The 21,664-nt window shown below is 59.5% G+C and carries 12 protein-coding genes and 14 pseudogenes; 10 read left to right on the forward strand and 16 right to left on the reverse strand.

Annotated elements, in window-relative coordinates:
* Positions 1-24: 24 nt before the first annotated feature.
* From ACVIN2_RS13585 to ACVIN2_RS13595, 3 pseudogenes are all read right to left on the reverse strand, one after another.
* Positions 25-398, reverse strand: a pseudogene (locus ACVIN2_RS13585) (aspartate 1-decarboxylase).
* 44 nt (positions 399-442) lie between these two features.
* Positions 443-580, reverse strand: a pseudogene (locus ACVIN2_RS13590) (biotin synthase BioB); the annotation flags it as partial.
* Positions 579-844 (reverse strand): annotated as a pseudogene (locus ACVIN2_RS13595) (chorismate-binding protein); the annotation flags it as partial. The pseudogenes ACVIN2_RS13590 and ACVIN2_RS13595, both read right to left, overlap by 2 nt.
* Before the next feature lie 218 nt (positions 845-1,062).
* On the opposite strand from ACVIN2_RS13595, the pseudogene ACVIN2_RS13600 reads away from it, so the two are divergent.
* From ACVIN2_RS13600 to ACVIN2_RS13620, 5 pseudogenes are all read left to right on the forward strand, one after another.
* Positions 1,063-1,371 (forward strand): annotated as a pseudogene (locus tag ACVIN2_RS13600) (chorismate-binding protein); the annotation flags it as partial.
* A 41-nt stretch (positions 1,372-1,412) separates the two neighbouring features.
* Positions 1,413-1,987 (forward strand): annotated as a pseudogene (locus ACVIN2_RS13605) (anthranilate synthase component II).
* Between the two features lie 382 nt (positions 1,988-2,369).
* Positions 2,370-2,592, forward strand: a pseudogene (locus ACVIN2_RS13610) (hypothetical protein).
* A 20-nt stretch (positions 2,593-2,612) separates the two neighbouring features.
* Positions 2,613-3,037, forward strand: a pseudogene (locus ACVIN2_RS13615) (hypothetical protein).
* An 853-nt stretch (positions 3,038-3,890) separates the two neighbouring features.
* Positions 3,891-4,199 (forward strand): annotated as a pseudogene (locus ACVIN2_RS13620) (Dabb family protein); the annotation flags it as partial.
* Between the two features lie 1,708 nt (positions 4,200-5,907).
* Here ACVIN2_RS13620 and ACVIN2_RS13625 read toward each other — a convergent pair.
* The 3 genes from ACVIN2_RS13625 to panB form a co-directional block, all read right to left on the reverse strand.
* On the reverse strand, positions 5,908-6,690 hold the full coding sequence (locus tag ACVIN2_RS13625) for a YggS family pyridoxal phosphate-dependent enzyme (RefSeq protein WP_317245081.1): 783 nt from the start codon (positions 6,688-6,690) through the stop codon (positions 5,908-5,910).
* A gap of 571 nt (positions 6,691-7,261) precedes the next feature.
* The gene (gene panC / locus ACVIN2_RS13630) at positions 7,262-8,113 is read right to left on the reverse strand and encodes a pantoate--beta-alanine ligase (protein ID WP_456765998.1); all 852 of its coding nucleotides are present in this window, start codon (positions 8,111-8,113) and stop codon (positions 7,262-7,264) included.
* Between the two features lie 14 nt (positions 8,114-8,127).
* The gene (gene panB / locus ACVIN2_RS13635; RefSeq protein WP_317245083.1) at positions 8,128-9,000 is read right to left on the reverse strand and encodes a 3-methyl-2-oxobutanoate hydroxymethyltransferase; all 873 of its coding nucleotides are present in this window, start codon (positions 8,998-9,000) and stop codon (positions 8,128-8,130) included.
* On the opposite strand from panB, the gene ACVIN2_RS13640 reads away from it, so the two are divergent.
* The gene (locus tag ACVIN2_RS13640; RefSeq protein WP_456769886.1) at positions 8,915-9,286 is read left to right on the forward strand and encodes a hypothetical protein; all 372 of its coding nucleotides are present in this window, start codon (positions 8,915-8,917) and stop codon (positions 9,284-9,286) included. The genes panB and ACVIN2_RS13640 overlap by 86 nt on opposite strands.
* A gap of 163 nt (positions 9,287-9,449) precedes the next feature.
* Here ACVIN2_RS13640 and ACVIN2_RS13645 read toward each other — a convergent pair whose 3' ends face one another.
* Both ACVIN2_RS13645 and ACVIN2_RS13650 read right to left on the reverse strand, forming a co-directional pair.
* Positions 9,450-9,599, reverse strand: a complete 150-nt coding sequence (locus ACVIN2_RS13645; RefSeq protein WP_456765999.1) for a hypothetical protein — start codon at positions 9,597-9,599, stop codon at positions 9,450-9,452.
* 36 nt (positions 9,600-9,635) lie between these two features.
* Positions 9,636-9,773, reverse strand: a complete 138-nt coding sequence (locus ACVIN2_RS13650; RefSeq protein WP_317245085.1) for a hypothetical protein — start codon at positions 9,771-9,773, stop codon at positions 9,636-9,638.
* A gap of 434 nt (positions 9,774-10,207) precedes the next feature.
* Here ACVIN2_RS13650 and ACVIN2_RS13655 point away from each other — a divergent pair.
* A pseudogene (locus tag ACVIN2_RS13655) lies at positions 10,208-10,798 on the forward strand (IS5 family transposase); the annotation flags it as partial.
* Positions 10,799-11,005: 207 nt separating this feature from the next.
* Here ACVIN2_RS13655 and ACVIN2_RS13660 read toward each other — a convergent pair.
* Together ACVIN2_RS13660 and ACVIN2_RS13665 are read right to left on the reverse strand one after the other, a co-directional pair.
* Positions 11,006-11,347 (reverse strand): transposase DNA-binding-containing protein, encoded by a 342-nt coding sequence (locus tag ACVIN2_RS13660; protein WP_456766000.1) that lies wholly within the window; start codon positions 11,345-11,347, stop codon positions 11,006-11,008.
* A 211-nt stretch (positions 11,348-11,558) separates the two neighbouring features.
* Positions 11,559-12,290: pseudogene (locus ACVIN2_RS13665) on the reverse strand (outer membrane protein).
* A gap of 641 nt (positions 12,291-12,931) precedes the next feature.
* On the opposite strand from ACVIN2_RS13665, the gene sbmA reads away from it, so the two are divergent.
* On the forward strand, positions 12,932-14,167 hold the full coding sequence (gene sbmA / locus ACVIN2_RS13670; protein WP_456766001.1) for a peptide antibiotic transporter SbmA: 1,236 nt from the start codon (positions 12,932-12,934) through the stop codon (positions 14,165-14,167).
* Positions 14,168-14,610: 443 nt separating this feature from the next.
* Here sbmA and ACVIN2_RS13675 read toward each other — a convergent pair whose 3' ends face one another.
* On the reverse strand, positions 14,611-15,198 hold the full coding sequence (locus ACVIN2_RS13675; RefSeq protein ID WP_456766002.1) for a GNAT family N-acetyltransferase: 588 nt from the start codon (positions 15,196-15,198) through the stop codon (positions 14,611-14,613).
* 440 nt (positions 15,199-15,638) lie between these two features.
* Between ACVIN2_RS13675 and ACVIN2_RS13680 the strand changes: the two are divergent.
* Positions 15,639-15,934 (forward strand): annotated as a pseudogene (locus ACVIN2_RS13680) (aldehyde dehydrogenase family protein); the annotation flags it as partial.
* A gap of 117 nt (positions 15,935-16,051) precedes the next feature.
* Here ACVIN2_RS13680 and ACVIN2_RS13685 read toward each other — a convergent pair.
* Positions 16,052-17,554, reverse strand: a complete 1,503-nt coding sequence (locus tag ACVIN2_RS13685) for an SGNH/GDSL hydrolase family protein (RefSeq protein WP_456766003.1) — start codon at positions 17,552-17,554, stop codon at positions 16,052-16,054.
* A gap of 54 nt (positions 17,555-17,608) precedes the next feature.
* Positions 17,609-18,369: pseudogene (locus tag ACVIN2_RS13690) on the reverse strand (IS5 family transposase).
* 135 nt (positions 18,370-18,504) lie between these two features.
* Here ACVIN2_RS13690 and ACVIN2_RS13695 point away from each other — a divergent pair.
* Positions 18,505-18,742: pseudogene (locus ACVIN2_RS13695) on the forward strand (MFS transporter); the annotation flags it as partial.
* Between the two features lie 4 nt (positions 18,743-18,746).
* Here the strand turns inward: ACVIN2_RS13695 and ACVIN2_RS13700 are convergent.
* From ACVIN2_RS13700 to ACVIN2_RS13710, 3 genes and pseudogenes are all read right to left on the reverse strand, one after another.
* Positions 18,747-19,012 (reverse strand): annotated as a pseudogene (locus ACVIN2_RS13700) (type 2 isopentenyl-diphosphate Delta-isomerase); the annotation flags it as partial.
* Positions 18,999-19,901, reverse strand: coding sequence for a terpene synthase family protein (locus ACVIN2_RS13705; RefSeq protein ID WP_456766004.1), 903 nt, complete (start codon positions 19,899-19,901; stop codon positions 18,999-19,001). The gene ACVIN2_RS13705 and the pseudogene ACVIN2_RS13700, both read right to left, overlap by 14 nt.
* Positions 19,898-21,448, reverse strand: a complete 1,551-nt coding sequence (locus ACVIN2_RS13710) for a hypothetical protein (RefSeq protein ID WP_456766005.1) — start codon at positions 21,446-21,448, stop codon at positions 19,898-19,900. Before ACVIN2_RS13710 ends, ACVIN2_RS13705 begins: the two co-directional genes overlap by 4 nt.
* Positions 21,449-21,664: the final 216 nt, after the last annotated feature.

A 21,664-nucleotide genomic window follows, 5' to 3' on the forward strand; every position in this document is an offset into this window, starting at 1 on the left:
GTCTGTTGGCCGCCTAGAGCAAGCTCAAATATCTGCCTCTTGGCTTCGACCTGGCAGAATGCGAGTTTCTCGATCGACGAACACAACGGGCGGCTTGAAAGGTCTTGCCTCCGTCTCGTCAAGCGACTCGTATGCCACGACGATAACCTTGCCTCTGGGCATCGCGAGTCGCGCAGCCGCACCGTTCAAATCTATGGAGCCCGATCCGCGGGGGGCTTCCACCACATAGGTCGCGAAGCGCCCCGGCTTTCAATCTTGTAGATCTCGACGCGTTCGTGGATCAGGAGTCCTGCCGCATCCAGCAGCGCACGATCATTCGAAACCGAGCCATCGCTGTCCAGATCGGCTCCAGTCACCCAGACGCGATGGATTTTGCCTTTCATCGAGATAATCTGCATTGTCACTTTCACTCAAGTTACGGCACAGCTGCGCGCTGCCTCTTTCATTTAGTAGGCCCGCACGAGATGCCGAGCCGGTCCAGCAAGTTGGCATCACGGTCGCGCTGCGGGTTCTTAGTCGTCAACAGCACATCGCCGATGAAGATTGAGTTTGCGCCGGCTAGAAAGCATAGGGCCTGCACACAAGGAAGGAACGTCGATCGAATCCACAGTGCAAACGCGAGATAGTCGTTCCGCAAGAGGTCGACGATCATAGTGTTCTCTGCCGGGTCCTTTTCGGATGCGACCAGCCTATCAGCGCGGCGCTGGTCTTCCTTGGAATCAGCGGATCGCGCGATCGTACCTTTGATGGGTCGCGTTTCGACCTGTCGTCCGTCAAGCTTCAGTAACGGTTCCGGCGAGCTCGACGCAATGGTGAGCTTGCCGTAGCGCAGCAGGGCTGAAAACGAGCGACATCGCTCCTGCGGCACCCATGATTCGTCACATCGTCCTATTTAGCGCCAAGAATCAGGCCCAACTTGCCTTAGCATTCCATCATAGATAATCAGAGAAATTATCTATGAACTGTCGGTCTGGAGTCAGACTAGACGATGCGACCTACTCATGCCCTGATTTTGCGGTAGATAATCTATGATTGGCCCTGACCAAAACGCGACGACTGCGGGGCGCATTGCTGAGGCCATCGGTGAGCGCATTAGCCGTTTCCTTACTTCGGGCTTGCTTCCCCGGCGGTTCCATCACAGGGGCACCGAAGGTCCGCGCGATGGAAATTATTAGGAACATCGAGGCTATGGCGCGAGAGGTCTATTGCGGGGCGATCGGCTTCATCGGTTTCAACGGGCACATGGATACGAGTAATGCGATCCGCACTGTCACGATCAATGACTAACAAGCGGTGTTTCAGGCCGGTAGCGGTATAACCGCGATGTCAGAGCCAGAGGCCGAATACCAGGAGACGCTCGCGAAGGCGTAGCGCATCTTTGATGCATTTGGCGCTAAAACACCCGGTGGATTTTGATCATCATCATCGACAACTACGACTCCTTCGTCTTCAACATTACGCGCTATTTCCGCAGGTTAGGTCAAGCAACTGAGGTGTTCCGGAACGACGTGGTCGGCTCAGCGATCTTGTTCGCCTCAAGCCGCGCGCAATCGTTATCTCCCCCGGTCCATGCACGCCAACGGAAGCCGGAATATCTACCGCCGTCGTCCGCGAACTTTCTGGGCGGCTCCCGATTCTCGGCATCTGCCTCGGACACCAGTGTATTGGCAGCGTTTTCGGCGGACGTGTCGCGCGTGCACGTCGCCCTATGCACGGCCGGTCCTCGTACGTAACGCATGATGGCCTTGGGTTGTTCAAGGACCTCCCCTTTCCACTTTGCGTCGGGCGCCACCATTCTCTCGTTGTCGAGCTCGATTAGGCCTGCGCGCCGCACCTCAAGGTCACCGCGCGTTCGGACGAAGGCGCGATCATGGCCATTGCACATCGCCATCAACCAACTATGGCGTGCAGTTGCCCAGAGTCGATACTTACGCAGCAAGGGCACGTCTTGCTCATGAATTTTCTGCGACTTGCAGAGACTTCCTAAGCGTGACGATCGGATACCAGGAACGATCCTTCCTGGCTCGTGGCGAGGTCGTCACTCGGATGAGGCGGCACGAAATGGAGGAAGCCGCTGGCCCATTGCAGGGAGCCACCGCGTAGCGGCATCGTCATCAGAAAGAAGCATCGGGCATGGCGCAATTAGGGTGACAAGGAGAACTTACGCGGATTCCTGGAGCGAGGCCCGGCAGCAACGATGTAGGCGTCCTTCCAGCGCGAGCCGCAGACGAGTTCTCGAAAGAGCGTGCAGTGCCCCATGGGTTACGCTCGCGTCAGTGAGAAAACTCAAATTTTCGAGCGACATAGGAACACTATTCCGGGCTGCAAGGTTCTTCGCCTCAGGGGCAAGAATTGCGGAGTTCTCTTTCATGGCCACTCAGATCGTATTGGACCATACGGGGCGACACTCGACATATGTTTGAGCAAACCGACCCGAACGGGCTGGCCGAGGCTGAACAGCGCTTCAGGGAGCTGACCGGCCAAGGATTTACCGCCGCCACCCGGACCTCGTCCGGCGAGCTCAAGGTCAGACGGTCATTCGACTGGACTGCGGATGAGACGCTATTCTATCCGCGCCTCGTCAGTGGTTAGCTATCTCCGCGGAACGGCAAATGTTTCTGTTCAGGCGCAATGGGGCCGGCAATCGTGCGCGTTTGCGCGCCCTGCGTTTGGTCTATTGGAGCTTCATTAAGCAAAACGGCCCGGAAGCGCGTGCGTGGCGTCTTCTGTGGGATTGGCTATCCCCAGAGCAGCGTGCGCAATTTGATGCCGAGGCTATTTCGAAGTCACGGGCTCTCACACGGGTCGACGATATCGAATTCACCAGGGCAGCGTGAGCAATGTTGTGGAGATCGACGAAAACGGCCAGCCAAAAATCGGGTGGTGCTTTGTTCCCGAACGCCCCCTGGTGACCGGCGACATCATGCTCGCTCAAAAGATCGCGCTCGAAACCGATGAAATGGCAGTGCTCGCGGTTGCGAACAAATTCTATCCGAATCCTATTCGACTCCCTCGACTGGTGCGCCGCGCCTACTAGCGTTGCTCATGGGTGGGCCGCTTGGTGCGGGCCGGCGAAAAGCGCCTGTACGTGAAACGACGGCTCCTTCGCGACAGCAGGTAAGCCTCGCCAGACTGGCGTTTTGTTGCAATGCGATCCGGCTATTAGCCGTTGGCGAGATGCCCTGCGCGCATTTCGCGCCAGGCATTTCTCAACCTCTGCATGGCATTTTCGAAGGCTCCGCGCAGCCATTGCGCGTGAGCGGTGCTGACGCTGTGGGGGAGATAGCGTTGCGGGCCCGATGCGCTACGCTACGAGATCGCGCACTTGTAAAACGAACTCGGCGGCAGGGGTGGACCATCGCTACGTTCCGTAAGTTGGGTGTAGTTTCACGAGCGATCTCTCTGCGGTGATCAGCCGGATGCATAAAGAGCTGAAGTCATGCCTCGACATCAACGCTCCAGGGCTTGGCGCGCTCTTTCCTTCAGCTCTATGACGGCGCCTCGCCTGTATTCGAGAAGCGAGCGCATTTTCCTGCAGTTCTTATGCCTCAATCCAGCAAGTGAGATCGTTTCATGCACGACCTCCGCGCAAAGCGAATGGCGTCCACGCAGTCATATACTTAAACTTGTTCGGGGACTTGATGATCAGGCGCTTTCTTGCTGCATGGCGAAAATTGGTCTCAGACATGGTCCACCTTGCGCAGTAGCGGCCGAAGGAGATTCAGCTAAACACCCGGCAGTGCGATCGTACAGGGCGCCTACCGTGCGGTGGCCACTGGACGGCTGCCCGAGTCCTGCATGACTTGGCTAGGACGCTTCGCTTTCCACGAAATCAAACCGCAACTGTTCGGGATTACCGACGGCCAACTATGATTTGACACGTCGTATTCTTCACCGCAAAAGACAAGGCATACATCGACAAAGTAATCGAAGCCCTTTCCGTTCTCGCCAAAATCCCGTACGCACGCCGGCTTGAAGTCGCTCGCAACCGCAAGAGTGACCGGCCAAACGAAATTGACGTGATCGTCTACGGTGAGTTCGACGACGAAGGCGCCTCGAAGCCTATAAAGCGCCGAGCTTTACCAGCAATCGATCCGTCAGGTAAGCCGCTGCGAGAGCTACGTCTCGCGGCCGCCTACAGCTTGTCTGCAGATGCGGAGCCAGTATGTTCGGCGGGCCCTCGCTACGCGCGTGGTTAAGCTGACAGGCATGTAGGCGTTTTGGGGTGATATAACGCTCGCCTCGGCGGGCCGAATTACGATCTTACATATATCGCTGAGCGACAGAGTCATGCAGTAGTGGAACTGCAGTGGATCGAGCCCGTCACAGCCATGCGAGGCCTCTCGCATCGGAGGCACCTAAAGTGCCTGGATAGCGCATCGAGAGACGCGGTACTCGGGCAGCATTCGCATATGACGTGCGATCCCTTCTGGGCTTATATGATCGCGGACGGGAAAGGTATTTGCAACGGAGAGACCATTGTGGGTGATCCGAGGGTGGCACTTCGCGCTCTGCTAGTGACAGCACTCTGGGATGATAGGGCGATCATGCTCTTGCCCATCGGAATCAAGCGACATACGACGTGTAGTTCTATCCGGAGTCGATACTCGCACCGCAAGGGGACGCAGTATTCGCAATTTTCCTACGGCTTGCAGAGCTTCCTTAAACGCGGTCGTATAGATCGGTTTCACAAATGCGCAGCTCGATAACATACCGGTCAACGCGAAAAGAGCAGTATTGCAGAAATATGGGTCGAGTTCATTTGATGCGGGCAGCACACAGACCGCTAGGCCGGTTGAACTTATCAATACCTTTCAGGTGCTCGGATCAATAGAACTCTATCACCTTTGAAATTTCCGGATGCCGTTCTAGAATTTTCAGGATAAGCGGCATCTGCTCGCGCGTTTTCGGGCTCTGCTTCTGCCGTGCCGATCTTGTAATTATTGGATGCGACCATCCCGTGGCACCGCCCATGATCAGAGTAGCCCGACCTGGTTTAGCCGCGGACGCTTAAATCGGGCGAGCGTCCGTAGAGTTCGCTCACGCGCGCCAGCGGTCTCGCTTCCCTCCGCTCTGGTTCAAAACGAGCGAAACGCCGTGGGCGGCACTTCGCGTAGAGCTTCTCCAGGCGCTCTCGCAGTCCATCTCTTGCACGTCCAGTGTCATGTCCAATGCTCTAGCGATAAGATCCGGCAAACCATGAATTTTGATCGGTGGGGCACGGAGGCTGAAAAGCAGAAGGTTCCTGCTCGCTTGCACGCTCGAATCTCGGTTCCAGAATTAACCTCGACCCAGGGCATCAATTAATTTGGGGTTTTGATTGCGGCAACGCATCGTAGCGTTGCGTTCACGCACCGGACATTGCCCCGTCCGGGTTCACCCAATGCGAAGCCGGCGCGCTTATATTCGGCGCGGCGGCTTCGTTGCCCGGCCACGCGCGTGCGCTCGATTTTGATGCGGGCGTCAAGAGATGGAGCGCTCGAGCTCATCGATATGGGACGGCAAATTCCTGCTTCTGCGAAGCCAGCACCCTAACGTCTCTTTAGGGCAGGCTAACAATCGAATATCTCAGTGACCCACCGAGCCCTGCTCACGGAGACAGTTGCGCGAGGCGTTCACCATGGAAGAGAACTCCGCAAGCCCTATCCCTGACGCAGAAGAACCTCGCGGCGCACCTTAGTGTTCCTGGTCGCGGAGAAATTTGCCGTGTTTTCCGTTGGGCGGCCCGCCTGCAATCGGCGAGGCTCCGGCGTGTCGACTTAGAGTGGGTCCGCCATCGAGCCTGGTCAGCTCACAAGGGGCGTCATGCCGATCGTGACGGGGCGACTTGCTAGCATTGGCGTGGTGGTTTTACTCTGCTGTTGGCAGGCGACGGACGAAACAGAACTCGCGGCAGGTCCCGCGGCCTCACTCGGATAGCGCGCTGGTGGGGAGAGGAAGCCCTGGCCAATACTGTCCGTCCTTGGTCGGCCGAGGTCCGAATATCGCCTGACCAACTCTTATGACATCGGCACCTTCCTCGATTGCTATCTCGAAGTCGCTTGTCATCCCCATTGAGAGGAGATCAAGTCGCGTCGATGTTCTATCGCGGAGTGCGTCTCGAAGCCCGCGCAGCAACTTGAAACATTCGCGAACCTTGTCCGCCTCTCCGCTCAGGACGGCGAGAGTCATCAAGCCGCGAGGGACAAGGGCTGGATAGTCGGACAGCCGAAGAACAAAATCCTCTACCTCGTGGGGCAGCAGACCGTATTTGCTCACCTCACCCGAGGTGTTGACTTGGACGAACACGTCGAGATGCCGGCCTTCGGCGCTCAGGCGGGCCTGGAGCGCTTCGGCCAATCTCAAGGTATCCAACGCATGAAACTCGTTCGCGAACTTGACCATCGATTTCACTTTGTTCGTCTGGAGGTGACCGATGATACTCCAGTTCAACGACAGGTCGGCCAAATCGCGGACCTTGCTCTCCGCCTCTTGGACCTTGTTCTCGCCGAACTCGCAAAGGCCGAGTTCGGATGCGATACGGATAATCGCGGCGGGTACGGTCTTGCTGACAGGCAAAACACGAACTTCTGAACGGCTGCGGCGAGCCCGCATACAAGCCCGATTTATGCGCTGCTCAAGCTCATCAAGGTTGGAGCGCAATAACGAGCGCGGATCGTCCGTGAATCGGGCGCTATTCATCTGCGACATCGCGAATTCCTCGCTTCCACGTTCATGGTGTTCGACATGGCAAAGGCCAATGATTTCGGTAGCACATAAAGCAGAGCCGAGTCCGGCTAGTTCGTCAGAACCTCTCACATCGACGCATAATCCAGGCCGTATCCCCCTCATAGGGACGATCCTAATCCCAGACAAGGTGCTCCGGATCTCGCGATCCGCCATCGCCCAACTCGCCGCTCTGGCTCAGGGAGGACAGCACGGAAAGTTCTGTGCTGCTCGGGAGAGACAATTCACGCCCCTCCACTCACGAGTAAGGTTCATATTCGTTCAAAATCGGGGCAGTTCTGGTCTGACGACGCTGAGCGGCTTGAACTTTGCGCACCCAGCCCTTCATCGCTAAATCCATGTCCGACCCACATCCAGATGCTAAGGTTTGCGCTGCGTCGGCGGAACAAGGGTCGCGGAGTGCCCGACGCTCAAATCCCGGACCTGCACCGTCTCAAATCGCTGGGTTGGGCCCACGGCCTGAACAGGTGAATCGGTCGGCCGATCCGTGGATTATGACGAGAAGATAGGTTTATCGATTTGGTTCTGAATTGCGCTACGGAGTTGGTAGTCCCAGTAGGACGTTGTCAATCAGTCGGGTCGAACCAACGTAGGCTGCGACACAGAGCGCCGCCGGAAACCGCAGGGGACTCTCGGCGCGCTTGAGCGTATCACCGTCGACAAGTTCAAGATATTGCAGCCGATCAACTGTCTCAAGTTGCCGCTCGGCGATCGCAATCAGCTTCTCCACCTCGCGCACTCCTGCGCGGAATTCTTCCGCCGCGGCGAACAGTCCACGACTGACGGCAACGGCTCGCCGACGTTCTTCCTTGCTGAGATACCGATTGCGGCTGCTCATCGCGAGCCCGTCCGGTTCCCGAACGGTTGGCACGGTGACGATCTTGATGGGAAGATTGAGATCTGTCGCCATGCGACGCACGACCGCGCATTGCTGAAAATCCTTTTGCCCGAAAAACACGACGGCCGGATGCACCATGTTGAACAGCTTGCACACGACGGTCGCCACGCCCCGAAAATGCCCAGGCCTGAAAGCTCCGCAGAGTGGTTTCGCCAGTTCGCCCGGCTCGACGAAGGTCTCGAATTGAGCCGGATAGACTTCCTGTACACCCGGCGCGAACACAATCTCAACACCGGCATCGCGGCACAATTTTTCATCGCGCACGAAATCGCGAGGATAGCTGCTGAGATCCTCGTTTGGTCCGAACTGAGCCGGATTGACGAAAATGCTAACGACGGTGACATCGCATTGGGCTCGGCTCGCCTCGACCAGGGCCAGATGGCCATCGTGCAAATACCCCATTGTAGGCACTAACCCGACGCGTTTGCCCGCGCTGCAAGCCTTCGCTAGCTCACGACGAAGCTCAGCGACCGTGGTAATCGTCTGCATCGTTGCACCTTACATCAGGTTGGGTTGGGAGGAGCCCAGGTTGCGATAATGTCACTCAGGCTTTCAGGAAGCCTATAGCACTCCTGCGGCGCCGGGAACGCACCGGTGCGGACATCGGCAGCCCAGCGAGAGAGCGCCTCTTGTAACATCTGAAAACCATCTGCATAGGCGCGAACGAATTTGGGCCGATGACCTATGGTTAGCCCCAGCACGTCATGGAATACGAGCACTTGGCCCGAGCAGTCGGGACCCGCGCCGATTCCGATGGTTGGTATCGATAGCGATTCGGTCGCTCGCTGGGCTAGCTCGGCCGGAATGCCTTCAAGCACCAACGCGAAGCATCCGGCCTCCTGCAGACGGTGAGCGTCATCGAGCAGCCGTAAAGCGTCATCGGCGTTCCGGCCCTGCACCTTGAATCCGCCCATGACATTGACGCTTTGCGGGGTGAGGCCGAGATGGCCCATGACAGGAATTTCGCAATCGACCAAGGCACGCACCATTTCCACGCGCTTGGCCCCGCCCTCGAGTTTCACAGCATCTGCGCCTCGCTGCAGGAACCCTCCAGCGTTGCGTATCGTCTCCTCCGGACCAAGGTGAAAGCTAAGAAACGGCAGATCGGCCACGAGCAGGGCGCGGGGCCTTGTGCGTGCAACAGCCTCCAGATGATGGTTCATCATTGCCATGCTGACCGGCAACGTGTTGTCGAATCCGAGACAGACATTGCCAACGCTGTCGCCCACAAGAATGATGTCGACGATGGGGTCGGCGATGCCTGCCGTAACCGCATCGTAGGCGGTGGTCATGGTGACACGCCGCCGCTCCTGCTTCCACCGCTGCAAGATTGGGATCGTGACCCGCTCAACTGACACTTCCGAAGCGTGGCTCATTTTCGATACGTTCCATCAACTAGGCGAAGGGAAATCCGATTGCGACGCGGCCGAGTATTACGCGCAAACTGGGACCATGCTTTCGTATGGAGGACAAGAGAAAACTGTCAACCGTGAAAGAAAGAAAGAAACATACGTCTCCAAGGTCGCGACCGAGTACACAAATATTCCAATGGTCGCGCGACCACCAAGCAAGAACTTCCAAAATTCAAATTGTCATGTGGAAGCACCTTGTGTCACGCCGCGCCTCAGGGCGCGCTGGGGCGGTTGGAGCCATTCCAGATGAGAGCGCACGGGACGACGCAGGGTGCGCTGATCTAGTCGTGCCGAAGCGCTGCGATTAGCTTATGGTCTTCCAGTGGCGGAAAGGTGAAGCTGTGGTCAGTCGGGGTCCGGGTCAGTGGTCCCGCCGACTCACGTCATGCTGTCGACACCGCCTTGACGCTTCACTAGGAGTTCGTCCGTTTCCGCGGTGTTGGCTCACGCCATTGCAGGCTGCCCGCGGCACAGATGATCTCTTGGTCGAGCCGCATCAGCGCTTGGCGAGCAATGTCGGCGATGTCAGAGCGCAGGGTGCTGGCCAGCTTGGTTGCCGCCACCCTGCAAAGCAGGTCGAGGTCCGACCAACCCGCAAGTCAATGACCGCGATCGCGTTCTTCTTCCGCCGATTCGTCAGCGCTGGCATCTACCGGATGTTGTAGCAGACGTGCGATCTGCATGGCACCCGCGACTAATGCACGCGGAGACTTCTTCTGGCTTGTGATTTTTTGCATTTGTCGGCGCCTGGATAATGCTCTGGTGCTGCAGGTCGGCTGCGGCGCGCAAGCGGTGACATCGATTGTGCAAGAACCGACACAGCTGCGTGGCCGGCGCTGTTCGCCTGGCCGCTCAAGGCCAGTCGTCGAACATTTTGAGGCTCCTGCCTAAACTGAGATAGATCGGGACTTAGCGGCACGTCGCGGATATTTCACAGGACCGTGCAGCGTCGTGCTTGGCGTATTTGAACGTTCGACGGACTGCTGAATTTCCTTCAGGGCGGACTAGGCTTGCAACATACTATACCCCACCAACCCTAACCCTGTTGCAGCGAAAGCAACGGCCCGATGAACCTGCGGCCGATCAAACCGCCTCCTCGCCGCTCCGCCGATCGGTTGACGCAGCCAACCATATTTACACTTGCTGTTTTCTATTTTCCTTCCACAGCAATGGCCCTTACACGACGATCTACGAATCGCTTCATCGCTGGGCCAAGCGAGGCCGATGGTGCGCAATCTTCGAACCGCTGGCCAAGCCTGGCGAAGATGGTGTTGTGCTGTAGCTCGATTGGACCTCGGTTAAAGCTCACCGGTGTGCGTCCGACGGAAAAGGGGGGAGCACAATCAAGCAATCGGCCGCTCGCGCGCAGGCCGCACGACGAAACTCCATACGCTGAGCAATCCCTTTGCCGGCCGGTCGTCCTGCATCTGATGGCAGGCCAGGATGTCGATATCGCAGCGGCTCCCGATGTCCTGGCGCTCGCGCCACCTATCAGTGCGCTCCTCGCCGACAAAGGGCATGACGGCGACAAGCTTCGCGGCGAAATCGTTCGTCGCGGCGCGAAACCCGTAATCCCCAATAAATGTAACCGTGTTGTCGTCCAGCGCTTCAACAAATGCGCCTACAAAGTCCGAAACGTCTCGAACACTGCTTTTGCAGGCTCAAGGACTTCCGGCGCATCGCCCCGCGGTGCGACAAGCTCGGCCGGAATTTCTTGGCCGCTGCGCATCTTGCCGCTCTCGTCGCATATTGGCTCAATTGAATCTGGATCCTAGTCTTCTTGAGCGCGGCGGCCCCTTGAATTTCTTCTGGGTCCGGAATTTGACGGCGGCCAGCCCAGGCGGAGCCCTTCAGTCGTCACCGCCAGGCTCGAGTGCATCAGGATGCCGCAAACCGTGTGCGAGCTCAGGCAGCCCGCCTTGTCCCCGGCCGCTGTTTATGCTCTTCGTGATTCCGATCGGTCGGAGTTCTATCTTTGATAGCTGAACTGGGTCGTATCATCGAGCACTAGAACCGGACCGCCGGCGGCAATCGTGCGCTCACGCGCCGATTGAAAGTGGCCCGCCAGAATGTCCGCTTCGCTGACCCGGTCATTAGAGAAGAAGCGATAAGCCGCCTTGGTATTCGCCCAATTGGCAGACGAGCGGAATACTTTGTCCGATGGCGCTTCCAATATGCGTGAGCAGCGGAATCTGTCGCCGAGCCGCGCGTCCTTAGACTGGCATCCACTAGTCTCTCGATCAATCCAACATTCACCGCCTACAAATCGCAAACGGCCTTTTGCCGATCGATCCCTCAATGTGAGCCCCATAGAGCACCCCCTCGCGCATCAGGTGCTCAGCAAGGAACCACAAGTGATTCTTTAAGATTTTGCTGATCGGCGGATCAGCTCAAGCGGAGAAAGTTATGGACAACTGAAAGCCGGTCAACCGCGCCAGTCGCGGCGCTCCGCGCCATGCCTGGCGCACCAAAATAGGCCCCGGCCCATGGGCCAAGGCCTTATCTACCTTTTGAACGATAGATCAATATTTGAGAAGAATCGGGCCGCCAAACTTATAGTTGAGCCGTGCAGTCAGAAGATCCAAATCTTGGCGGACGCGGTCGATCCCACCAGCGGGCTCGGTGAAGCTGACCATGGCAGGCCGCATGGACAGGTGTGCGTACTCGGACCCAACCGACCAATTCGGTGCGAAGCCGTACTCGATACCGGCTGCCAACGCGCCGCCCCAAAGAACGTGCTTGCTTTCTCCACCCAGCTCGCCCGTCGTCCAGATGATTTGAAACGTGTTGCTCGTCACCGCGGCGCCGCTTTGGCCTAAAGCAGTACGTTGTCGAAGCCATAACCGATCTGCCCTTTACCAGGCCGAACGCATCAATCTTGGTCTGGTTGATATCCAAAAAAGCAGCGCTGGGATTCCAGCCGGTCAAATCAGCCCAGTTCCCCTGGCCTTCAAGACCAAGCACGATCGGGCCCATCTGCCATCGATAGCCGATCTGGCCACCCACGCTTCCGCCGGTCGCATCATGACAGCCCTCAGGCTTACCGCCATCGGAATCCCAGCAATTCGAGCTTGAGGCCAAGCCGCCGTTCATACCGACGTTGTAGCCGCTCCAGTCGTAGATTGCAGCCGCGACGGCCGCGGGGCATTGGTGTAGAGAGGCTTGGCCGGCTGCGCAGCCAGATCCGCGCCGAATGCGGGCACCAACGCGCCAAGCCCCACAATGCTCACAGTCGCAAGCAATAAGTTTTTCATTTCTACTCTCATCTCTTCAGTGCCCCGAGCCTCATGCGTCGTAACAACGTCCGCGCGAATTGCTGTAACTGCATCGCAACATTTGCGCTGAAAGAAATGCGTGAACCGAACGCTGCGTCAGGTTGCGCTGCAGATCATCTCCAACAGCGTCGCAATCCACCTTCGGGTGCGAGCATAGATTGCGACCGCTGATTTCAGCGGAGTAAGCGCACGCAAGTCAGATCGTCGCAAGCCACACCGCAAGTGAGAAGAATGAAGCGGTTTGCAAAACTCTTGCTCTTGTCCCGTGCCGCCACTAAAGACCCCGTTACGACCATGCTCGTGTTGCACCCACTGGCTCCGAGAGATCAGATGACTATTCGATTGAATCAATGTCCTGCAGATGCTGACCCGTTCGTCGCAGATGCCGCTGTGTCCCGCGGTCGACAGAGCATGCGAAACACAACCTCCGCCCTCGGCGGATGCAGGATGCGGCCCGAAGGATTTTGCTTATTGGTTGAGCGAGCCGTTCTCCACCCGAGGCTTCCTACCACACCGCCAATGCCCAGATCGCCGATAACGCTTGCCGACCGGTGGTGGCCAGCGGCCGCGGTGTGTTCATCTTCTGAGCTGAAGTTCTGAGCCGATAAAGGACAGCGAGTATGTTCGTTTCATTCTTCCCTCGACCAAAGTTGTTCTTTGCGTCGTCAATTCTTTGGACGGCATTGGCGATGGCGTTTTGGTATGTGTTTGCCGGCAATCTCTTTCAAGCCCCGGAGAAGCCGGTCGGGCTTGCGACGTTCTGGTCGGCCTCGGCGCTGTGGTTTGATCTCTATTTTGCGCTGGCCGTTACGGTGTTCGCGGCTGCATGGATGTTATTTGCCCCGCATCCCTGGGCGACGTGGTCCATTCTTGGTTCGGCGCTGATCCTGTTCACCTCTTACTTTCAGGTCCAGGTCTCGGTCGCGATCAACAGCTGGTATGGACCGTTCTACGACCTGGTCCAGGCTGCGCTTTCGAAATCGGCGCCGGTCACGGTTGAGCAGTTCTACAACGAATTGTCGACCTTTGCCGGTATCGCGCTCGTGGCCGTCGTGGTCGGCGTGATGACGCGATTCTTCGTCAGCCACTACATCTTCCGCTGGCGCACGGCGATGAACGATTTTTATGTCGCCAACTGGCCACGGCTGCGCACGATCGAAGGCGCCTCCCAGCGCATCCAGGAAGACACCATGCGTTTCGCCAGCACCATGGAAGGTCTAGGCGTTAATCTCATCAGCGCCGTGCTGACACTGTTGGCCTTCCTGCCGGTTCTGGTGAGGCTGTCCAGCAACGTCACGGAGTTGCCTCTGTTCGGCTCGATTCCCTATCCGCTGGTGTTCGCCGCGGTGATCTGGTCAATCCTGGGCACCGGCGTTCTCGCGCTTATCGGCATCCGCCTGCCCGGAATTGAATTTTTCAACCAGCGGGTCGAAGCGGCCTATCGCAAGGAACTCGTGCTCGGCGAGGATGATACGGCGCGTGCCAATGCGCCGACATTGAGCGTGCTGTTTAGAGACATTCGCAGGAATTACTTCCGGCTCTATCTGAACTTCATGTACTTCAATATCGGCCGGATCGTCTATCTCCAGAGTGACGTCATCTTTCCTTATCTGCTGCTTGCGCCCACAATCATCGCGGGCAAGATCACCCTCGGCGCGATGAACCAGATCCTCAACGCGTTCACGCAAGTACGAACCTCGTTTCAGTATCTCGTCAACTCCTGGAGCACGATCGTCGAACTGATCTCGATCTATCAGCGGCTACGGAGCTTTGAGGCAAAGATCCATGGTGGGCCACTGCCGTCGATCGAGACACAAAAGGAGCGGCCTCATGATTGGCGTAGCTGCAGGAGTTGACGAAACCCGGCCCTTGAGCCGCTTGCCGCAGACCCGATCCGACGCCCCACACTGCGGTCATCGCGTCCCTTGATCGTAGCCCCATATCAACGCTTGTGCTCTCGCGGTGCCTAGACCGGCCTCGGTCCAACTGTTGCGCGTTCCCGAATTGCACGCACCGCATACTTGCGATGCCAGCCGGTCGTCGCGCATATCGCATCGAGATGCGCCTCTTTTCGCCCGGGTGGCCGACCGGCAACGATCCCTTTCGGCCGACACCACCTGCCGCCCCGCGCCCATGCTGATCTTTCCCGCCATAGACGCCACCGGACCAATTCGATGGCAGCCACCCAATCACCGGCGAGAAGTTGTTCAGTGACAATCCGGATGGGGCAATGCGCCTCAGTTCGGCGTCTCAAGGACGCTTCGGGAGCCGCAGCATGCGAAGCGTCTCCGAATTCCGCTCAACGCGCCTTTCGCAACATCGGCGTAAGTGGCGGTGAGCAACCGTGCTGTATCTTTCCAATAATCTTGAACCCGTGGCGTTGGTAAAAGAGAATGTTTTCAGGATTCGAACTTTCGAGGTAGGCAGCGATGCCCTGCTCATCACAGCGTTGAAGAGCGTACTTCATCAGCAATGTGCCAAGCCCTTGTCCGGCCCAGTTCGGGTCGACAGCAATCAGGGGCAAATACCAATGTGGCTCGGAGGGATGATGTTCGGCCATTCCCTGGCGCAGGTGTGCCATATGTTCGCTGATTTCCGGGCGCAGGGACAGCGCCATGATTGCGTCCAGCGAATCCTCATCCTGCTGCACGCCCGGAGGCAGCCACAGGGCCGCGGCGCGAGTCTCTCCCGTGACGTATGCTGTGCCATGCTCGAATGCTCGTCCGCCGCAGGCCTTGATGAACTGAATCATGCTGCCAAGATATTGCCCAGGGTCCGGCCAACTCCAACGCATCAAAGGATCGGCGGCAAAGCCGAGGACAATCGTCCAGACGATTCTTGCCCGAATACTTGCGTTCGCCGACGTGACGCCCGGCTCCCTTGTCATGATGCACCGCTTTTGGATCACAGAGTTGAAGGTTGGAGCACAGGACCGATACCTTGGACGTGAGCGGAATGGATTTGCCCCCGAACATTCATCGGATCCCTTTAGTTTCCGTCTCCCGCTCTCATCCTGCCTCAGAAGACCGCCTTCGACGGCCGCTTCGGACGGAGGTTCCTCGCTGGAGGCCCTGACCCTTGGGGCTGGATCTGGATCTGGCGAGGACTTGTGCTTTTCGCCATGAGAGCGTCATCTGGATCCAGCGCTTTCCGAAGGAAGGGTCCGTTTTATCGGCGTCGACAACTCTGCCAGCCTTCCGAAAGCAGCGAAAAGACGATTTGAGCTACAAGGTGATCTTGTTTCGCCAAATGTTGCGAGTTGCATTCGCTCGACGAGTCTAAGCACCGCAGTATAATTTGGAACCTGCCAACCCAGGTAGGTGCTTGGCATTCGCCCTAAGGATTGCCAACGACTTCCCCTTCGGCCTTGCCGCAGCGATCCGCACCCGTGACGTCGCCCGCGCGCATCGAGTTGCCCCTTCGTCGGCCGGCGTCGTCTGGGTCAACGATCATCACCGGTGCTCGACCCCGCCTCGCCTTGGGGGCCTCGGCTATTCCGCCACCGTCCGCGAATACGCACCGAAACCTTCGACAACCACTTCAACACTAAGAGCGTGATGATCGCCACGCACGAGCAGCCGTTCGACTGGTATCGCGACACGGCCAACCAGAAGCGGCTGAACAGTGTTGCTCCAGGTGCGAACTGCGTTTGCCACGCCCACAGGCTCCAGCCCAAACCGATGCGATTGTCCCCGAAGCGGCCCCACTGAGCGAAACCTGCGGGCCAAAACGTCAGCGCCTCACCTTTGGCTGCGATTCTTTTTCTGCTTTAGCATTGGCGCCGGCGCAGATACCGGGATGCGATCATCGGGCGAAGCCGAAGCCATTGGAGTATCCTTAGACTGTTCGCGTCCGACTTCGCGGCGCGGCCAGACAAAATCGTCGGCGCGACCGGCCGGTGCCGACAAGGGCTCACCTTTGACCAAGACACGCGCTGCTAGCGCATCCATTGCCATCGGCGCCCCTGGACCGCCGAGCAATTGATCGGCGCCGAAAGAGGGGGCCACCAAGGGAAAGATCGGTCCGGCGAGCGGGCGCAGGTCCGGTTGACCCGGCAGCGCATTGACGTCGAGCTTTGCCGGTTCCGTCGGCAGCGCGATCGGCGCGGAACGAGTAGCCAACAACCGGTTGATTTCGCGTTCGACATAATGCGCAAGCTTGCGGGCGCCGGGCTTGGTGAAATACACGCCATCGGAGGAGCGCAGCTGACGGATCTGGCCTTCGAAGTCGGGACCGCGCTGGATAAAATGGCCGGCTTCATCGACAAAGCTGTCCCAGACATCGACATAAGTGATGCCGGCCTTGCCGGCCGCCTCGCGATAGAGCGAATCCAGAAACAGGGTGTCGGCTGTTGCCTTAGGGCCACGTACCACCGGCAGGCCAACCCACAGCACCGGCACCCCCTTAGATTTGAGCACGCCGATCATCTGTTCGATCTTGTTTTTGTAGAGCTCGATCCAGCGTTTCTCGCGATACTCATAGAGGCCGTTCGGCGAGCGCGTGCTACTCTCCGGCTCGATAGCCGGCGCGTCGGCGGCGTCATTTGGCGACAATTCCGTATCGACCAGTCTGCCATCCGGCTTCGCGTCGACGTTCGTACCGCCCTCCGGCTTGACGCCCGGTTTGCCTCTGGCTTCCTTCTTGTCTGCGTTTTTGTCCGATGGCTTGATATCGGATTTCTCAGCCGGCGGCTCGCGCATCCCGACTCGGTCATCGAGTCCGAGCATGACGACGATGACGTCCGCTTTTTCGGTCGCGAGAATGCCTTTGGCAGCGGCGGCCCAATCGGCCGGATTGCCCTTCGGCTGATATTTGATAAGGCCTGAGACGGTCTTATGTCTGCGGATCACGCCCATGTCAGGCTGTTCGGCATAGGCGTCTTCAAGACCATAGGCGAGCCAGTCCGCCATGGCATCACCGAGCACAAGAACATGGCGCTCCGGTACAGTAGCGCGCTTTCCGGCCGCGGGCGCCCTCGAAAAATCCTCGCGCGCGGGCGGCAAGGTTTGCCGCCGATCCCAACGAGGCTGGGGAGCAGACGGCTCAAACATGTCGTTACCAAACCAGCCGCCGCCGAATCCGCCACCGCGTTGCGGCTGCGGCCGTTGCTGATATCCACCGAAATTGAAGAACTGCGCCGACGTCGGGCCGACAACGCCGACCACCATCCCCCCAGCGATGGTTAGCGCAATCAGGGGACCTCTGTCGGTAAAGATACGCAATTTTCTTAGTTTGTTTGACATGCTCTTGGACCGCACAAGACGAAGAACTGCCGCGACAGAGACTAGGGTTCAGACTCAATTGATCCAACAGGCGACGACGGCGGCGAGGTGGACGGCGGCCAAGAAGTTTCTAGCAAGTTCGTCGTAGCGAGTAGAGACACGCCTGAAATCCTTGAGCCGGCAGAAGCAGCGCTCGATAACGTTTGCGTCCTTTATAGGCGCGTTTGCTGAAGCTGTGGAGGGGCACCCTGTTGGACTTGTTCGGAATGACGAGTTTCGCGCCGCGATTGACGATTTCGGTGCGAAAGCCGTCGCCATCGTAGCCTTTGTCCCCAATGAGGGAAGACATGGGCGCCGCGAGTTTCAAAAGGGCCGGCCCTGCGGCAAGATCTGCGTCTTGTCCCGGAGTGAGATGAAATGCGCAAGGTTTGCAATCGGGGTCGCTCAGCGCGTGGATTTTCGTGCTCCGCCCGCCGCGTGAGCGGCCGACGGCCTGTTCATGCTCCCCCCTTTTCCGCCGCTCGCGGAGCGATGCGCTTTGATCGAGGTGGAGTCGATCGACAAAGTCAGGCCGTCCTTGCCGCAGCGGGCGAGCGCTTCAAAGATAGCCTGCCAATGTCCGCGCTTAGCCCAGCGATTGAACCGATTGTAGATTGTCGTGTAAGGGCCATAGTCGGGCGGGCAATCGCGCGAGCGTGCGCCGCACTGGAGCATGTGAACGATACCGCTGATGATGCGTCGATCGTCTTCGCGCGCCGGCGCGGTCTGGTTCATTGGCAGCTGCGGTCTATCTGAGCCCACTGCTTGTCGTTGAGCCAGAACAGTCCTTTGCGCATCGAAGCCCCCATGCCGAATCAACTTGGCAAGAGCGAATCAGAAGCAGTTAATTAGGTACAGACCCTAACAGAAGACAAGCGGCAGAAGTTCGAAGAAGGCGGTCCGCATCAAGGGAGAGCGTCAAACTCGAATCCGTGAACGCAGGCACTCGTCTTGATCGACTGCTGGTCGGGCCATTCCATGGCCGCCTCATGCGGCTGATCGGCATCGGAATGTTTTTCATCTACATTGCCGGTACCGTGCTGAGCGTGATGCCGAAGACCAGGTTTGGACCCTCGCCCAGAATGCGGTGTTCATCTCCGCGACCTTCGTCGGCATGATCCGGGATCGTTGCGTACCGGGTTTCTCGGTGATCGCTATGGACGCCGCTTCGCGCCATGATCTTGCCCACCAGCCAGGCGCAGCGCTCGATCTGCGTCAGGTCCAAGTCGCATGCGCAGTGTTCGAAACCTATATACTTCCAGCCGTCGGCGATCGGGGCCGGTGCCGTTCGCCGATCCAGCACGACGTCCAGATAGTCGTCCTTGCACGGCTCATGGCGGTGTCGCTCATGCTCGCTGCATCGGGCGACGGCGTTGCGTCCGATCTGACCGAGGGGAGCGGGCGCTCGCCTCCGCCTCCCGCGCGTTCAGCCCGGCGCACGCTGGCCTGCCCCCGCGGCGTCGCTGCGATAGCGGCTGGTCGAGGTCTGATAGTACTGCGCGCAGATGTCGGCCATGGCCTCGATCAACGCTCCCCACGGCGCGGGAAAGCATTCTTCCGCCATCAGGCGGTGCAGCATGCGCGTATGGCCGGCCAGCTCGTCCTTGAGGAACTCCATCACAGGCATAGCCGGATAGCGCTGCAGCAGCAGGATCGCCGCGTTGTCGGCCTCGCCCGCGGTCCTGTCCTTGTCGCGTCCATGCAGATCGTTCTGCAGACGCCCTATCGCGGAGATGAGCCGCAGGACCTGGCGAAATGCCGGACGCTCGCGCAAGGTCGCCATGTCCAACCCCCACAGCAATGACAGGCAACAGAACACATTCGCGTAGGCGATCGAATCGACGCCATTGTGCAGGTACTCGGCGTAGGACCAGCGTTCCGCCCCTGCCGCCTGCGCGGGTCCGTCGCGCAGCGCTGCGCAGTAGCGCCGGGTATCGTCGAGAAGCTGAGCATAGTCGCGACGATCGTAGGCGAGTGCGGCCAGCGAGGCGCGCAGCACCGCGCAGCCCTCGAATCCGGGGAGCGCGCACGGCAGGCCCTGCCCCAGCGCCTGCTCCACCGCGGCGAGCTGCTCCGGCGCGATCAGGCCAACGTCGTTGCAATCGTCGAGCCAGAACAGCAGCGCCAGTTCGCGATAGAACGCCACGATCAGCGTTTCGTCCTGCGGATCGCGGCCGGTGCGGGCGCTGGCGTCGCGCAGGCTCGGATGGATGCGCTGCAGGATGTACTGGCCGCCCCTGACTGCTTCCACGGCATGCTCATCGGCGAACCCGGTCAGGGAATGCCCCCACTCCAGCACCTGCTGCAGCGCGCGTTGGGTCTGGATCATGGCGCCGCTCCTGCTCCCTTGGCCAGGGCGCGCCGCCCCCAATGAAGTGCCAGCCACAACCCGGCGAGTTCAGCCACGCGCACGACCCGCGTGGGGCAATATAGTTCTTTGCCGATCCACAGCGGCGTCTGCGGCAATGGATGCGCCGCATGGCGGGCGAGCATCCACTCCAGCGCACGCGCCACCGCCTGCGCGATGCGCCGGCGCCCTGTCGGCTCTTCGTTCCCGTCCATCACGTGCAACGCGAACAGCGCATAGGCGGTTTCCTCGAATGTGGACGCGCGACCGGCGCCCCAGCCGCCGTCGTCGCGCTGCGCGCGCAGCAGCGCCGCCAGCGCGCGCTCGTCGCGCCACTGGGGGTTGCCTTGCGCCAGCGCAGCGATGGCATGCGCGGTGGGATACAGCCATGAAACGTGCCATTTTTCGTTGTCCCATACACCGTCCGGGTTGCGATTGGCTTCGACATAGGCGCTGGCGGCGGCGGTAGGCTTTCCAAACAGTCGCAACGCATGCAGGGCATGGATGTTGGTCGACATCGAGGCATTGCGCTCGCCGGGGAAGGTGACAAACAGCTCGCCGCTTTCGAATTGGCGCAACGCATCGACCGCCGGGTCGCGGCCTGCAAGGCGCAGGACACACAACGCAATGGCGGTGTCATCCGCATCGGCCGCGAAGTGCAAGGCCGGGCCGAGACCGCGCACGCTAAGGCGGGCATCGAGCTGCGCGACGATCACGCGCATCACCTCAGTGAGCGCGGGATGCGCGAACAACCCGGCCAGATGCAGGGTGTACAGCGACCAGCATGGTTCGAACACATTGATCGGCCAAACGTTGGGAACGACACCTTCGATGCCGCTGCGCGTCGCCTTCGATGCCGCCTTCAGATACGCGTCCGCGCGCCCGACCTGCGGCGTGCTCCCCTGTGTCAGGACGTGCGCACGCCACGCGGCGGTGGCCGCCGGACTGATGCCGATGCTGCCGTCGTCGTCCGGGCATGCGGTGGTCGGCGAGGTCCCCCAGGCTTCCCAGGAGTGCAGCAACGGATGGCCGCTCGGCAACGTCGCCACCGCCGCCAGCTTGACCATGCACGCTTGCCGCAACGGCAACAGCGCCGGGTGGCGCGGAAACGCCACGCCGCCCAGCAAGGATGCGGCCTCGCCGCAAAATTGCGGCAAGATCAGCTCCGCGCCGATCGGCGCGTCTTCCGGCACCGCATGCGCGTAGGGATCGGGCTGGCGTTCGAGGAACCGGGTTGCAGCCTGGACCGCGTCGGCAGCGCCGGGAAGAGGATCGGCACGTTGCAATGCCAGCAACGCCGCCCACGTGGGCGCATGACGGAACAGCGGGAAGTCCGCGCTTCCCCATCCGCCATCGGCCTGTTGCTGCGAGATGAGCCACGCATAGGCGTCCTGCCGACCGGTGACGTTGCCGTGGAATTGCAGAGCTCGCGCCGTGTCGTAGACGGACGGACCGACGCTGCCGCCGTCGCTCATCTCGCTCAGCAGGTGGCGCAATTCGGAAAGGATCTGTTCGGACTGCGCGTTCACGCGGGATGTTCCTTCTGCAGACGGTTGACGAGAACCAGGATCGGGCAGACGCCGCACACGTCGCCGCAGGTCCGTCGCGGCCCGGCCGATGGGCAGCGCCGGACGGCCGCACTGCTCTGGCGCGGCGACGCGCCAACGACGCTGGCGCCGGTCCGCCGCATAGGCTTGGCCGCAGCGCGCCGCGGCCGTGCAGGGCAACCGCTGCGATGGGCGCCG

The sequence above is a fragment of the Bradyrhizobium sp. USDA 3650 genome (genome assembly GCF_054057395.1).